The organism is Paenibacillus agilis (assembly GCF_007786455.1).
Classification (GTDB): Bacteria; Bacillota; Bacilli; order Paenibacillales; family Paenibacillaceae; genus Paenibacillus_B; species Paenibacillus_B agilis.
The window spans coordinates 892,708-907,146 of sequence record NZ_VNJK01000001.1 but is presented as its reverse complement, the minus strand read 5'-3'; the positions used below and the strand labels follow the sequence as shown (position 1 = coordinate 907,146).

Genomic DNA, 14,439 nt, shown 5'->3' with positions numbered 1-14,439 from the left:
CCTGTCTATTGAATTAAAAAGAAGTAAAAATTTCTTTATTTCTTTACTTGTTTAGTCCTTGAATCCAGGCAAGAGCTTCGCCCCAATTCTGGAAGTCCGGGGCGTCATCCCGCGGTATCCTGGCACCGTACGCCTTAATCGGATAAACGCCCCATCTGTCATATTTTCGAAACGTGATGCCAAGGGTAAGACCTAAGCGGCGCGCCTCTTTTTCTGCGTTATTCACCGTCAGGCCCATACTGTTCCTGGATTTCTTGCCAATTCACCGAAACCGCGCGAAGTACATCCTGGTCGACTTCTTCGCGGGCTACTACGTCGTCAAAGCGCTCCCAGTCACGGAATTCCAGCACATTGTCTGTTATCAGCTTTTCGATAACTTCGGGCTGTAAAGCATCCAGTTCCCAGCATTCATATCCGTACTTATCTATATAGGCCGTTGCTCGGCTGTCAGTAAGTTTAGTAGGGTTAGGCGGCGGCCCGTATTCTTCGATTTGGTCCATATTAAGCGCTAGTCGCCTAAACTCAGGAGAAACGCCGAACAATTCCAGACGATCTACAATATCGCGCGACATATCAATTCCACTAGGGTCATGGTCACCCAGGTGAAGAATTACCGTCTGCTTTCTTTGCCATTTCTCCGCACGTTCTAGGCGTTGTGCCGCTGCCCACATTTCCGACTGACTTACATAACCCCGGCAGGAAAAGTATCGTACGTCTAGCTTCTGGCAGGCTTGACCTACAACGCCTACCAGGGCGTCCTTCTCTACCCATACTTCTACGTGGTAATCCTGGTCTGCCCACTTGTCATACCGTAAGCTGTGGACCGTAGCCTGGATGATATGTGCCGGGTCTTTCCAATGTTGATTCCCTCTTACATTCCGTGTTCGGTCTTCGATGGCGTGCCAATCGATAAGGCCCGACATACGGGCGTCACTGATAAGGCTCCCTAGGTTCTTATAACTACGTTCGTTATTTGGGATAACGTCGCGGGCTACAAGTTGGTAATATACTTGGCGCAGTGTAAGGGAATAGCCCTTGCTCTGGTATTCCTCTATAATCCCATTTACACGTTCTATCAACCGTAGACTTTCTTTCCTGAATCGTATTTCCTTATAGCAAATTTTCATAGTTTACCCCTCCCGATCATTACATACATGTAACAATATAGGTAAAAAAATAAAGCTATCTTTACTTCTAAAAAGAAGTAATTACTTATTGCATAGCTTGCCTTTGCCGTCTTCTGTAGCAATCCAGAAAGGTAACTGGCAGCCCTCAACCGGTCGTAATTCTGTATCAATGTAACCGGCCTTTTGTAGCTCACCTAGCCAGCTTCCTAGCTGTCCAGGACCTAATCCGCCGGACTCTTGAACGATCCATAGTAGCCCCTTCAAAATTCGAGATTCATTCATACAGGGGACGCGTACTTACAATATGCAAGGCTTCCTTATCGCTAAACCCTTCGGCCTTTAATGCCACGTACTTACTCCGTAACAGCTGCGCTTGCGGTTGTGCCTGGGCTATAAACACCGGCAAAAATTCCAGCATCTGATCCACTGCCATTTCCATTTCAACCTTTGTCATCTTGCCGTTAGGTTTATCTTGTTGATTCATTTTTTCCTCTTTCCCCTTCCTTGGCCTAGTCTACTACGCCAGCGATCAAATTCCGTTCGGTTATACCCCGGAGCCTGTACCAGCTTGCTACGGTAGGCTGCCTTCGGTTTCTCTTGGATATATTCTGTTAATTGTTTAAAACGGTTCATATCGTCCCCTGTATCCAAGACATTAGTGACATTTTGGGTAATCACCAGAAAGGCCTCCTGCAGACGCGTAGCGGTATCCCGCATAAACTGTATTAGTTGCTCAGTCTGTTCCGTGCTTAAGTTATGGTTAAGGCGGTTCTGCACCCATTGACGTAATTCTTCTTCATTCATACATCTAACCGCATTTCTAGCTGTAGTACATACGCCCCTGTTAACCGACACCATGTATAGCCGTTCATATACTCCAAGGTTCCCAGGGTTTCGAATGTTTCTAGCTTGTGCTGGGTCGCCAACTCTCTAGCCTCTATGAGTAAATCAGCCATGGGGCACCCTATAAGCTCAGACAACCGCAATAACCGGGTAGCTACTAACGCTTTGTCTGCTACAGGTGTTTCTTGTGGCGGCCAATATGCCAAGGTTTCCTTACTAGACTTCGGTACAGTCAATTGCGCTTTATACTTCCTATCCAACTGCTGCAGCACGTCTTCCAGCATATGCAGCTGCTCTAGCTTCCAAAAATTCGGCTTGGGTACTTTTACGCCTCGTTTTTCAATAACGGCTATGATTTGCCTACGCTTGGCTTTATGGGATTCTGTTGCGGCTTCAATCATCTGCTGCGCTTTCATTGACGACTACCCCCTTGTAGGGTTCTAGTAAATAACAGGCTTCTGGGTAAAGACGTTTCATATAATGATTTTCTATTTCGTCAGCTTTACGATCCAGCGCTATAAGCGCCCAGGATATTGCTTCTATTGCCTGTTCCTCTGGAATTGATTTACCTAAAGTCCTGGTAAGGGGGAAGAAATGTATGTGCAACAGTTCATGAACCATTGTTTGCTCCATATCATATGGAGCGATGGAACTCGGGTCAAAGTCATTAGCCTCCATCATACGGATACGCGCAACACGGCTTTCTTCTAAAAGAGAAATATCCGCTACATTCGGGGCCAGGTTAAATCCACGATCAAACTTCATTTCTATCTGCCAGTCTTGCAGCCGTAACTGTGCTTGCCAGTACCGCAGCCTATCTTCTAGCATTTCTATATCCATAAAATTATTTTGCATTCCATAGCCCTCCTAGCGCCCTGGCTGTCTTATCTGAGGGGCTAAAGTGTACCGGTGGCGTGGCCTCTTCGGCATAATCCATGACATAGGCCTGTGCTTCGGCATCTGTAGAAAGCTGAACCGGCGGTATTACGATAGTGGCTGCTATACCTTCTTGCTGTAGCAGCTGATCCGTAAGCGCCCCTAGTTTTACAGGTCCTAGCGCCTCTAAGGCCGGCCCGTCGTTTACTTCATGTGGCAAAACATAAATATAGTCACGTAACGTGTAAGTTAGCAGGCGCAGCTGCAGCTTATTTTCCAGATAGTCTACCTGGCCGATAAGTTCACTAGTACTTGCCACCTGCAGGCTGGTCATGTTTATAAGGTCCTTTGCACCTGGTGTCGCATCTACTTCCCAGACTTCTATAACCCGTACGTCGTCTGGCTGCCGTATATCAATCACTCTATTTGGTAGTAAAATACAACCATCGTTCAGGCCGTATATTTGCGTCTCTAGCCATTTATGAGCTTTGGCTACACTCTCAGCATGTTCTGCTGGTACATCAAACGTAAAACGGCGAAACGACGTTATGATTTCTGCTTGAATCATAGCTTAACCTCCGTTAAAGAAACTTCACTACAAAAACTAGCACAATCAATAATGTAGCTACTGAACCCGTCATAATTCCCCTGCGAAAAGCTTTACTTTGTTCCTGGCTCAATTCACGTACCATACCGTTTATTTGCGCTTGGTGCGCTTGATTAATCTCCTTTTCTGCTTCCCAAACTTTCTTATATTTCGCTACCTGCAGTTCTAGATTATGAATGTCTTGTTGATTCTCCCAGCTACGTTGGTGCTGCTTTCTTAATGCCCCTTTATGTTTCTTCTTCATTGCTTTACGCTCCCTTAGCTCTTCGATTTTTTGTGCTCGGGTTAGCTCTCTTTGCTTGTCTTGTTGCCGCTGCTCGTAACCCTTGGCCCAGTTGTGTTCTCTTTTTGGCACAAGGTGGCACCTCCAGCAGTAAGATCAGTAGCAGCCAGGCTAAGACCTACGCTGCAGGGTTTCACTACTCCCAATTGTCATTACATTAGCTATCAATAGTGCCACGCTCTTGTCTACTTGGTCCGTCAAGTCTAGCAGACCATTGTTTGCCCAGAAGTTAACCCAGTCATCTACTTGATACCCAGCAGCTAAACTGTAAAAATTAGCTTCATTTAACTGGTCTATTGGATTTTCTTTACGACGACTGGAATTCATATAAAGAATCCACTGAACGGTATAGTTAAAGGCATCTATGACGCTGTCGTGTACCCCTTCGCCTTTCACCTGCAGGTCACCGCGCTTTACCCAGGTTCGGCAACGATCCAGTTTCTTTTCTACTTCCCAGGCCCATATCGTGCGCGCAGCTTCATATCCTCGCTTACTGTTGTAATGGATCAATGCCCGCATAAACCGGCTTTCATAATCCGTATCCTTTGCTACAAATACGTCTGTTGCTTCGGCCAAGAATGTTTCCCATGCCATCGCTTATCCTCCTTTAAGGCCGTACCAGCTTGTCTACGGCTTCCTTGTTTTTGGCTGTTTCCTTTTCCCGGCGTAAGGCCCGGTTATATTTCAATCGATGCGGATTACCATCTTGCATAAACTGAGCTAGATTATCAGCTGCCTGGATTTCGTGCAGGGTTTCTTCATACTCAGCCATACGCTTTCCCCCTAGCCCGTACAGGATAGGGATTGCATCCCGTATATGATCGACAGCAACTTTATAGCTTTCAATATTCATATTTCGCGCGGATTCCTTTGAGAATTTATAGATAGCGTCAAACTTTGCTGCTGCCTCATCTAGTCCTGGCTTCTTAGCAGCCCCGTCACCGATTCCGTCCGCCTTCTGGACCAGGTTCAGCTTCTCCTGGAACCGTGCTACTCGTACGTCACCAATACCGAAACGCGCAGCTGCAGCGTCTAGTGCATGACCTATACCGGCTTCATAGGCTAGGTAATTACCCTGGATTATTTCTGGCTGGACAAAGGTCTTGCGGTTGTCATAGGCAGCTATTTCCCTTTCACGGCGCTTCCTCTCTTGCCTATCCATAGGTCAACCTCCCTTTCCCCGTAATAAAGTGTCGCTTCGTGCCGTCTGATTTGTGCTAGATTAATAGAATCCATAAATGTATGGGCCTTCTTTATCGCATCGGTATGATTTTTAGCTGCAATCCCCATAAAGTTCGCCCGGCCACGCTTACCCCCTAAGTCTCGCGCTGAATATTCCAAAAGGTATACCTTTTCTTCTGGCTTGGCCTGCTTTATTGCTCCTGTACGCTTGTCCTGACGGTATCTACTTACAACCCAAGCTATGCGGTGCTTTTCGCTGATCCAGCCTACAAAATCCCGTGGATCGGCCTTGCTCCGCTCTACACTTACCTTTTGCGTATATTGCGTTAATCTACGTGTACCTACAACATGCATCTGGTCATGCTCCTCTCTTTTCGGCTACCCATTCATAGGCGCCTTGTTTCTTGCCCCAGGCATAGCCTACGCTACCCTCTGCTTCAATTTTCACAGGGAAATCAGGTAATGGTGGCTGCTCCATACGTGCTTTAATCCAAGCATGCGCTGCGTCTACTACGTCTGCGTTATCGTCCATTTCGAAAATAATTTCATCATGGATTTGCGCTATCATATCGGTGTGACCATGCTGCAGAAGTACATGGGCCTCATTCCGTTCTACAGCCAGCTCCTGTACATCTATGTTTAATTCCTGTGCATCGAATACAAGAGCTGTACCGCGACCAATTTCGTCGTACACATCGTTCTGTACATCCTTCATGACGTCCGCAGCCGTTCCCTGGATAGGCGTATTTCCTGCTTGACGGCCTGCGCTCTCACGTTCATAACGATTGGTGCTGTTTATGCCTGGCAGCAATCGCTTATATCCGTGAATCGTTTCAGCGTAACCTGTGTCGCGGGCTTCGGTTACAACGTCTACCTGGTATCGTGGGACGCCTGGATAAGCACGTTTTACGGCGTTTACCATCGCCAAACATTCGTCTAGCGTTTTTCGTATACCGTAATCAGTTTTGTAGGTAGTCTGCAGGCTGTGTTCCGTGCCTCCGTACGCTATACCGAAGTTCGCCGGCTTGGCGTCTGTACGTTCCTTTTTCGTTACGTCAGCTTCATCCTTACCCGTCATTTCGCTAGCAGTCTTTTTGTGCATATCGCCGCCAGTGTTGAATAGTTCTATCATTACGCCGTCTTTCGCACGCCAGGCCAGTATCCGCAGTTCGAAGCCTGAAAAGTCTATAAAGAAGAGAATTTTACCGACGCCCGGTACATAGAAATTCCGTATACCAAACGCGTCATTATCCAAACGTGGGACGTTCTGACCGTTCGGCTTGCTTGAATTAAGCCGCCCCGTTTCCGTCCATGGTGTGTAATTTGCGTGAATGCGACCACTTACCGGGTTAAGGTGCTTTTCCCTACCGTTGATATGGCTGGAAAGCAGCGTAGCGTACTTTTGAATCTTCTTCATAAGTTCTAGCAGCTTAATTCCCTGTTCCTTGTAAGGGTGATCTGGGCGCTGCCGTATTCGTATCGCCTGGCGCTGGTCTTTACCCAGGTGCGGGTCTGTATCCGGGTCTATCTTTTCCCAGCCTTCGGGTAGTTCTACAGCCAAATACTTTTCTTCGGTAAGTACCGCAAGCTTGTGCTGCAGCATGAATTCCATATCTATAAGTGCTTCTTCATCCAGGCTTACGTTACGTTCGCCGGTCTTTGTGGGCTTGCCCCACTTAGCCGCCGGAAGCTTCATAAGCTCGAAAATGACGTGCTTTACTTCGTTGGTCTTACCACCCTTACCGGGATTAATTTCTATATCAAAAGTGTCACGTACAAGCTGCTTTATATCTTCTGCAGCGGCTTCCTGTGCGGCTTCTGCTTCCTGGCGCTTGACCTCAGCTAGGTCGCTGTCCCAACGCATGCCCCAGTATTCCATTAGCCCAATTACACGACCGAAAGGCATTTCAATGTTATTTAGCCAGTCTTCGTATTTCGGAATTTGTCTAGCTATTTCCATCCAGTACATGTCGTGTTGCACGGCGTAATCCGCATCCTCTGCGGAATAGGTCAAACCGTCGCCCTGGCTTGCGTCAATTTCGTCAAAGAAGTCTACGCTATGCTTCGCTAGCAACTCTTCAAAGTTCCCCATTTGTACGCCAAAAACGTCTAACGTCGCGGGCTTCAAGCCCCAATCAGTAGCCGGGCGCTTTGGATCACTTATCTTAGCAGGGGATGCTAATTGCATGCAGCGCACCCAACATACCAGGGGATCAGCTACCGGCTTCTGGATGTACTTTTCATATTTGGCTGCGAATTTCGTTTCAAATCCTAGATTTACGGCAATCTTCCGTACATTGCGGTTACGTAATATTTTTTTGTCCAGGGTGTCCATGAAGAGCTTCCGGGCAGCATCCCTAGATAACAGGGGCTCGAACACCTTGCCCTTTTTATGATCTATAGGTACTACCCGTACGCAGTGCGGCTCAGGACACAGACTTGCTGTACAGATATCCCCTTGCCAGGGATCAAGCGGCGTCTTGAGGTAAATTTCACGCTGGAATTCGTACTCTGCATCCAGTTCCGCTGCTTTTGCTTCCCATTCCTTCGCGGATTTTTCCGCAGCTTTTACAATCCGCTTCGCTTCTGTTTCCCTTTGTTTCTTGGTTAAGGTTGAAATGTCCAGGTCGTTCTTATCTCGTTCAGCCTGGCGGCGTATCTCCTGGGCACGCTCCAAGTATTCGTCCTTACGTTCTTCATATTTGAAATCTTCCAGCCAATCCTTCCAGCGCTGCTTCGTCTCAACACTGGCTGTAGTCTCCCAGTCAAAGCCGCATATGCCTGTTTCGATACACCGATCTAGCCAAGCTTCCAGGTCGGTTAGGGTTAAAATCGGCGCGTAATCTTTCAGCAGCTGTGGCTTTACCTTTGGCCATGTAATATTGAATTCCCCAGGTTTAGCCCTTTGGTAAGCCAGCTGTGATAACTGTTTAGCTGGCTGTTGCTCTTCGGCCTTCTGTGGTACAGCAGTAGCCGGTATACTCGGCACCTTGGCTAAGGTCTTCGGCTGTCCAAATAGTCCCCCAAGTTTCATAAGCTTGCTTCCCCTCCTTTTCATTACATACAGGTAACATTGATACTAAAAATTTTTTGTTAAAACTCGTCTTCATCGTCCAAGCTGTCAAAAATACCATGTTCAAATAGTTTTCCGATATAGCCGTTAAATTTGGCAGTTTTGCGGTAGCCTCCACTAGTTTCCTGAATCATCTGCATCTTAGTTAGCAGTGCAGCTATTGCCTTCGCTTCTTCCCGTTCTATTGCTAACATGTTCTCTATCGATGCCTGGCGCACGTAGCCTTGCTGTGCAAAAAGCTTTACGAATGCGAAGAACTTCGTTTCGCTTTGAAGCGTATCAAGTTTTTTTAGTGCGTTCGTGATTTTCTCGTACCTGTTGTCGTCTATTGCATCTTCTCGAATTGCTAGACGCGCATAATAGTTCAACCCACAACCTGGGGCGTTGTACAGTTCCTTAAGATATGCCCCGATAAACTCTACATGACCAGGCCATACTACGATTCGTTCGCCTGATTCATCCACACTATGAGTCAATGACGCCAGGGCAACTGCTAGGCGTGCTATTTTATTACGTTGATCCGAAGGCGATACCAGCGGTACGTCCGAAGCGTTACCGTAAATGCGGCTTAACTCCGTTGATACCTCTAAAATCCGTTCAATTGTGTCAGCTGTAAAGATAACGTGTTCAGGCTTCCGGGACCAGGCAAATAGTATGCTATTCTTTAGCGTTTCATCCGTAATTGTCTTCGGATAAGTAGGCAGCTGCCGGCTATACTGTTCAGGGGTAACGTCGCTAGATTTCATAAATACAGCGAAGTCAAAGCGGCGTATATCCTCGTTGTTGAAGATGTCCCGAAGCGATTGCACGCCTTGGCCGTAGTCAGCTAGGCGGCGGCCTTTAGGTACATTCCCAGAAAGGATTCCACGCACCCTGCAAGGTGTTTCCGCTGTAACAGCCCTTTTAACTTCCAGGCGTCCGTCAGAACGTGCTAGCGTCATTTCGCCGTACGCGTCCTTCTCTATGCCTGTATCCTCGTCGATCCATATCAATTCCTTATCAGCCAGCGGCCAAGCTCCCCAGACAATATACCAGGCGCCGCTGCTGCCACTTTGTTCCATCTTATAGGTGAGACCTGTGCGGCTAGTTGATTCCGCATTTACCCGTGTACCTAGGCCTACGTACTTCTGGATACTGTCGATCAATGCTGATTTACCTGTGCCTGTATCCCCTACTACTTTAAGCTCCAGCCAACCCCGTATAGGCTTGCTGTCCCAAGGTACAGAAAAACGTAGAACGGAATGGTAAGTAAGAAGTACTGCTAGTAGCGTTTCGTCTCGTTCTACTATTTTCGTCACATTGTAAGTAAGGTCCGCACAAATGGCGGCTAGCTTCTCTTCGATATCTGCGGCTGTATATTCCGCCGGCTGCAGCGCTCCTAGCTGCTCCTTAACTTTGTCATTTAGCTTAAAGCTGTCTACTACGTCCTGCAGGGGTTTTGCTTCTTTAATCATTATGGTAGCTTCCATTGTCTTTGGATGGGCGAATACGTACCCTGCCAGCTCGTAATATTTATTTTCGGCTACTGGCAACCCACCTACTGCGTAAACCTTCCGCAACACGTAGCCCCCGGCCTTTTCTTCGCTTTCTTCATTAACAGAAGCTGCCATAGGAATAACTAGCATTTCCTCTACGTTCGTCGTTTCGACAATCTCTGTGTTGTATTTGTTGCAAGATGGTATACCTGATAGGGTACGTAAGATACCTGTAATATTGTCGTCATTAGTACCAGTCATCTGAATCAATTCCCGATCCATAACGCCTAGGTCCCGGTAATACGTATGACTTGGGATGTCGTAAAGTGGGCAATGCGTTTTCTTACAACCTTCACGGCCCCAGCAATAGTATTCAATTTTTGACGGCACTATGTACGGCGTGTGTCTCTTACCTGCCACCATTACCTGAGTCTTCACTAGTTTTCCTGTCAGCTCCGCGTCGCCTGTTTTAGACAGGTGCAGCGTAGTTGCTGTTGCCTCGTCCTGCTGACTCTGCTTAATACAAGGGCACAAGCTGCCGGCACATGCTACCCGGTCATATTCGTTACTACCTGGGCGCTTTTCGCCATGTAAGCTACGGATAAAGGCACAACCGAAACGGTAATTATTGTCCTTGTCGTAGACGGCTTCTACGACGCTGCGAGTATTCGCCGCACGTTGATCTACTTGGTAACGGCTGTCGGCGCTAGTATGTTTCTTAACCCATTCGTCTAGGATACGTATAGCGTCTTCTTTCGGGTGGCCAGCTTCTTTGTAATAAGCAGCCAGCTGTACTGTCGCCTGGTTTCGGTCGCCGTCTTTCTTCCAACCACCCTCCAGAATGTCAATAACGCATACAGGCGGTCGGTCTTTCCTAAAGTTAAATTCCTCTTTTTCGTAGCGTGCGCCAGCTGTTGCCTGGGCTTCGCGCCACTCTTTCGCTTTATCTACATAGAAGGCATTGGCTGCAGGGCGAAGGCCCTGGGCTTCTGCTCGTACTTTCGTTTCAATGACAGCCTGTAAGCGCGGCATGCTAGCCTTGTCCTTAATCTGTTCAAGGGTAAGGGTCCGTAGTTCTTCCAGGCTTAATTCGATCTTAAACTTACGTGTACCGCTATGTAGGCTGTTTGGTAGCCTCAGCATGCGGTGGTGTGTATAGACAGCTAGGTCTAGCGCTTTGAGTTCTAGCCGGTGAATCAGATAACTAGCTGTATGCTTGTATATCTTGTGTAGGTCGGCCCCTGGCTCGATTCCTAGTGCCTTGTTGTCTATCAATATGTGAAATCCTTTACTCCCTGAGAAGTAAAGATTTATGTCTGTTTCAACTATGTCAAATTCATTCATAAAGAAATCTATTAATTTTACGGCGTCAGCCTGGCTTACAGCCGGGTCTTGCTTATAATCTAAGTCGAAGTACAACGGGGCTATGAATATTTCACCCTTGGTTCCCTTTGTTTTTGAAGCGAATCGCTGAACTGTACAGAAACAGTTAAAGTTATTCGCTACTTCTTGCTGGTACTTTAGAACGCCTTCGGGGTACTCTACCCTTGTCCATGGTACCGCCTGGCCGTTTTCATTTGTGTGCCAGGCATCTACGTACTTGTAGTCCTGTAGTTGTGGTTCTCGTGCCATAATTGCCCGCCTTTCTTGCTAAGGGTAAGGGCCAGCTTTTCGCCGGCCCTGTGTTATTAAGTTAAACCGTGATACCATAGTCTGCTGGGTTGAACATACCAAGGCATTCAAATTTGAGGCCCAAGTACGAATCTTTACTGCCTGCACGTGTCCGTTCTTCCGTTACCATTCGCGTTACTACCTTGTTCGCCCCAGTATTTGCAGGTACACCTATGCTTTTGGATTTCCCGTCGAAAATGCCCATTGCATAATTACCGAAGCCAAACGTATCACCTTGGGCAAACGACATAAGATAAATCGTTGGCGCCTGGTCTGGGCCTAACATAACCTGACCATTAGCGTGTACAGGTACGATAAACGTAGTAAGGCGTAGCTGAATATCCTTGATACTGTAGTCTGCTGCACGTTCTGGGTTTTGGCTTAACCAGCTTTCCAGGGCTGCAATAGCGTCAGCTTCTACAGGATCGGAAACGATAAGCACACCGTCTTCTGGACTTTCTTCTAGGCCCCACAAGGTGTACCGTTTTTCTGCTTTTGCTACTACCACGTCGATAGTGTCGCCATAGCTCACCAATTCGTCACGGGCTTCTACAAAATTACCCTTCTTGCTGATTTTGAGGTATTGCCCCATACGTACATAGTCCAGGTCAAGCCCTTCATTTGCTGCCAAGAAGCCTTCTTGTTTCGCCTGGATTGCTAGCGCGATATAGTTCGCGTTACTCATTACAGCCGGGGCTGTAGTACCTGCTGTTTGTACTGCGGTTTCTTCTGTCGCTTGTACTGCTTCTTTTGCTTTTGTCATAGTGTTTTGGCTCCTTCGGATAATGGATTATTTATAGTAAAGGCCTTTGCCCTGTACCCAATCATTCATTACATACATGTAACAGTAAGTGTAAAAAATTTTTGCCTTGCTTATTTTTAATCATAGGGGCAAGCTTCCAAAGTTTATGAAGTCCCCTTTTAGAAAATCTGCCACCCTATCGCGTTGGCTCTTTTTCTTCTTAGGAACATTCAACCCTAGCCGCTTATATACTTTGCGCCGGCTGTAGTATTGATCTTGGAATACGCCTACGTCGAAGTCTACATAGTCATACCATACAGCGTTTTTACTTGGGTTATTAGGGTCAGGACGTTGTATACGTCCTATTGCCTGCTCAACACTAGCACCGTTGGCCGACGTCCTAGCGTCACCTCTTGCCGGTGTAGTTAGGTGCCCCCGTGACAGATGGGGCATGTCCAGGCCTTCACGCGCCAGGGCGCCTGTAGCGAATAGTATATCTATCTCGCGATTGTAGGCAGCCGCCATAGTAACTTTACGCTGCGCTGAAGTCACCTGCCAGGCTGTAAACTCTGCTTCGGTGTACTGCTCTTGCTTTGCCTCCCAGCGTTGTAGGCGCTTATTCCAGCGAAATACTTCCGTGTCATAGTCTGGTGCGGGCTGAGAACATTTACGCCATACATAGCGTTGCATGCCTCCGTGTACAACCCCCATACGCGGGATATTCCCACCCAGGCGGGAACCAGCTAACTCCTTAAGTAGAGCGTGCAGCACCCATAGATACCTTACGCTATCTGCTAAGACGATTACCCCGCCCTTCTGTGGGGCAGCTTCGATGCAGCTTTCTAGTATTGATTCAACTACCAGTCTGGCCCGTTTTTCATCTGCAGTCAGTTCCTGAATCAAAGCTGTATAGTGGATGTCTTCCCCACCAGCGTCTACGTTATCAAGGGCAAATTCGTCTACAGGCCGCTGGTAATCTGTATAAATAAATCGAACCTCTGGTTTTATCAAACTTCCAGCGTCATGTAGCGCTTCCCGTGGTACTTCATAACAAACTGGACCTACTCCACGATACAGGTACACTTCCAAAAAGTCCTTACGTTTCGGCGTCGCCGTTACACCTAAAACGTACTTGGCATTAAATTTACCAACTGTCTCAATGAACTGAATCGCCGGGAAATGGTGCGCTTCGTCAATTACTAGAGCCCCTACCATCTTGTTAAGCGTTGCTACAAGTGTCGGGTTATTGGCTAGCGTCTGTACAGTAGCCACAATCAGCTTACCGTCGCCCCAATCTAGCTTATTGTCGCCTATTCGCCCTACTCTTCCTACACCAGGCATGTACTTCCGGGCAGCATCTGCAGATTGATTCATAAGTTCTATAGTATGCGTCAACCATAGAGTAGGAACGCCCCATGCGTGTATCGTGGCACATGCCATAAGTGTTTTACCACTACCTGCAGGGCTTACAAGTACGCCGGCTTTCTTAGTCCCAGAAGCTACGGCTGGTATCTGGTAATCCCGTGGTGGGTAATCCGTGTTCCAGGGCCCAAAGTCTACCTTTGCCGGCTCGTTCACATTCCAGGTTATTACCTTATCCGGGTTGATCCCGTGGTGTCGAAGAATGTCCTGGAGTTCCAAAGCAAAGCCCCGCGGTACTACTAAGTCGCCCTGATCCCATTCATATAGGCGCAGCTTTTCTTCCAGGCCGTAGATGTTGCGGCCTCTGTTCTTTTTCTTTGACTCAATATAGGCCGGGTTAGGTACCGTCAAAGCGTCAGTAATAGCTGCTCTTATCGGAATATTGGTATCCCGTAGCCGTATATTGTTGCTTATAGTAATTTGCAGCACTCTATCAACTCCTGTAAATCATAAGTAGGGTCTTCGGTGTCCTGACGCCGTAATAGCTGGGCGCAGGGCAGCTTCTTATGAATGAAGTCGTCTAGGTGTATATAATGCTGCCCTTTATGCTGCATGTAACGTAATGCTGTTACCAGCCGTACTGCATACGCGACGTCCCGACCTATCGCTAGATTGTGAAATGATATGAATACCAGGCCATAGCTGCGGTCTATTACTCTATCAAAATTTAATAGTCCCGTAATCTGATCTGACCGCAAGAAAGATAATTCGAAACGATCCCCTTCTGTTCGCTTATGTTCGCCTAATATATTTACTTGCTGCAGCAGTACCACTTCGTCGGCTACCTGCGTACCACCCTTACCATCCTTTAAGCGTAGGCGCCAGCAGTTTTTAATGTATGCCCAACTGCGCCGCATTTCGTCCTGGAATGCTTCCCCCCGTTGTTGTCTTTCACGTTGCTTATCACGCTGTGTACTCATGCTTGAAGTGAATTCATTGCATCCAAATAGTTACATGCAAGGTTCCCTAAAGCTTCATACGCTTCATCGCTAACGCGCTCGTCGTCTTCCCAACAAGGCTTTACTGTGCTCTGCATCCCAAAAGCAGTACGCTTCCAACCCTTTACAATCACTTGGCCGTCCACTTCCAGCTTTTCAGTAACGCTATCCGCTGTTATTTCTATCGTAATCTTATTCAC

The 14,439-nt window shown here is 47.4% G+C and carries 17 protein-coding genes; all 17 read right to left on the bottom strand.

The genetic code is table 11. The annotated features are described in order from the left end of the window. Nucleotides 1-218: 218 nt before the first annotated feature. Nucleotides 219-1,127, bottom strand: coding sequence for a hypothetical protein (locus FPZ44_RS03860; protein ID WP_144987575.1), 909 nt, complete (start codon nt 1,125-1,127; stop codon nt 219-221). An 81-nt stretch (nt 1,128-1,208) separates the two neighbouring features. Next, nucleotides 1,209-1,409, bottom strand: a complete 201-nt coding sequence (locus FPZ44_RS03855) for a hypothetical protein (RefSeq protein WP_144987573.1) — start codon at nt 1,407-1,409, stop codon at nt 1,209-1,211. After that, a complete protein-coding gene (locus FPZ44_RS03850) occupies nt 1,402-1,611 on the bottom strand; it encodes a hypothetical protein (RefSeq protein ID WP_144987571.1) in 210 nt (69 codons plus the stop codon). Before FPZ44_RS03850 ends, FPZ44_RS03855 begins: the two co-directional genes overlap by 8 nt. After that, nucleotides 1,608-1,931 (bottom strand): hypothetical protein, encoded by a 324-nt coding sequence (locus FPZ44_RS03845; RefSeq protein WP_144987569.1) that lies wholly within the window; start codon nt 1,929-1,931, stop codon nt 1,608-1,610. The genes FPZ44_RS03850 and FPZ44_RS03845 overlap by 4 nt, the downstream gene beginning before the upstream one ends. Continuing rightward, the gene (locus FPZ44_RS03840) at nt 1,928-2,386 is read right to left on the bottom strand and encodes a hypothetical protein (RefSeq protein ID WP_144987568.1); all 459 of its coding nucleotides are present in this window, start codon (nt 2,384-2,386) and stop codon (nt 1,928-1,930) included. Before FPZ44_RS03840 ends, FPZ44_RS03845 begins: the two co-directional genes overlap by 4 nt. After that, entirely contained in the window at nt 2,364-2,825 is a 462-nt protein-coding gene (locus FPZ44_RS03835) for a hypothetical protein (RefSeq protein WP_144987566.1), read from the bottom strand. The genes FPZ44_RS03840 and FPZ44_RS03835 overlap by 23 nt, the downstream gene beginning before the upstream one ends. Then, nucleotides 2,815-3,414 carry a hypothetical protein gene (locus FPZ44_RS03830; protein ID WP_144987564.1) on the bottom strand — a complete coding sequence of 200 codons (600 nt, stop codon included), beginning with the start codon at nt 3,412-3,414 and terminating at the stop codon, nt 2,815-2,817. The genes FPZ44_RS03835 and FPZ44_RS03830 overlap by 11 nt, the downstream gene beginning before the upstream one ends. A gap of 13 nt (nt 3,415-3,427) precedes the next feature. Further along, complete coding sequence (locus FPZ44_RS03825; RefSeq protein ID WP_144987562.1) at nt 3,428-3,808, bottom strand: hypothetical protein; 381 nt, start codon at nt 3,806-3,808, stop codon at nt 3,428-3,430. A gap of 39 nt (nt 3,809-3,847) precedes the next feature. Next, a complete protein-coding gene (locus FPZ44_RS03820; protein WP_144987560.1) occupies nt 3,848-4,330 on the bottom strand; it encodes a hypothetical protein in 483 nt (160 codons plus the stop codon). Between the two features lie 13 nt (nt 4,331-4,343). Next, the gene (locus tag FPZ44_RS03815) at nt 4,344-4,898 is read right to left on the bottom strand and encodes a hypothetical protein (protein WP_144987557.1); all 555 of its coding nucleotides are present in this window, start codon (nt 4,896-4,898) and stop codon (nt 4,344-4,346) included. After that, complete coding sequence (locus FPZ44_RS03810; RefSeq protein WP_144987555.1) at nt 4,859-5,272, bottom strand: hypothetical protein; 414 nt, start codon at nt 5,270-5,272, stop codon at nt 4,859-4,861. Before FPZ44_RS03810 ends, FPZ44_RS03815 begins: the two co-directional genes overlap by 40 nt. A 4-nt stretch (nt 5,273-5,276) precedes the next feature. Then, nucleotides 5,277-7,952 carry a DNA polymerase gene (locus FPZ44_RS03805; protein WP_144987553.1) on the bottom strand — a complete coding sequence of 892 codons (2,676 nt, stop codon included), beginning with the start codon at nt 7,950-7,952 and terminating at the stop codon, nt 5,277-5,279. Between the two features lie 59 nt (nt 7,953-8,011). After that, nucleotides 8,012-11,098 carry a DNA primase small subunit domain-containing protein gene (locus FPZ44_RS03800; protein ID WP_144987550.1) on the bottom strand — a complete coding sequence of 1,029 codons (3,087 nt, stop codon included), beginning with the start codon at nt 11,096-11,098 and terminating at the stop codon, nt 8,012-8,014. A 61-nt stretch (nt 11,099-11,159) separates the two neighbouring features. Continuing rightward, nucleotides 11,160-11,900, bottom strand: coding sequence for a hypothetical protein (locus FPZ44_RS03795; protein WP_144987548.1), 741 nt, complete (start codon nt 11,898-11,900; stop codon nt 11,160-11,162). A 120-nt stretch (nt 11,901-12,020) separates the two neighbouring features. Then, nucleotides 12,021-13,730, bottom strand: a complete 1,710-nt coding sequence (locus FPZ44_RS03790) for a DEAD/DEAH box helicase (protein ID WP_144987546.1) — start codon at nt 13,728-13,730, stop codon at nt 12,021-12,023. Then, complete coding sequence (locus tag FPZ44_RS03785) at nt 13,712-14,221, bottom strand: hypothetical protein (RefSeq protein WP_144987544.1); 510 nt, start codon at nt 14,219-14,221, stop codon at nt 13,712-13,714. The genes FPZ44_RS03790 and FPZ44_RS03785 overlap by 19 nt, the downstream gene beginning before the upstream one ends. Further along, nucleotides 14,218-14,439, bottom strand: a complete 222-nt coding sequence (locus FPZ44_RS03780) for a hypothetical protein (protein ID WP_144987542.1) — start codon at nt 14,437-14,439, stop codon at nt 14,218-14,220. Before FPZ44_RS03780 ends, FPZ44_RS03785 begins: the two co-directional genes overlap by 4 nt.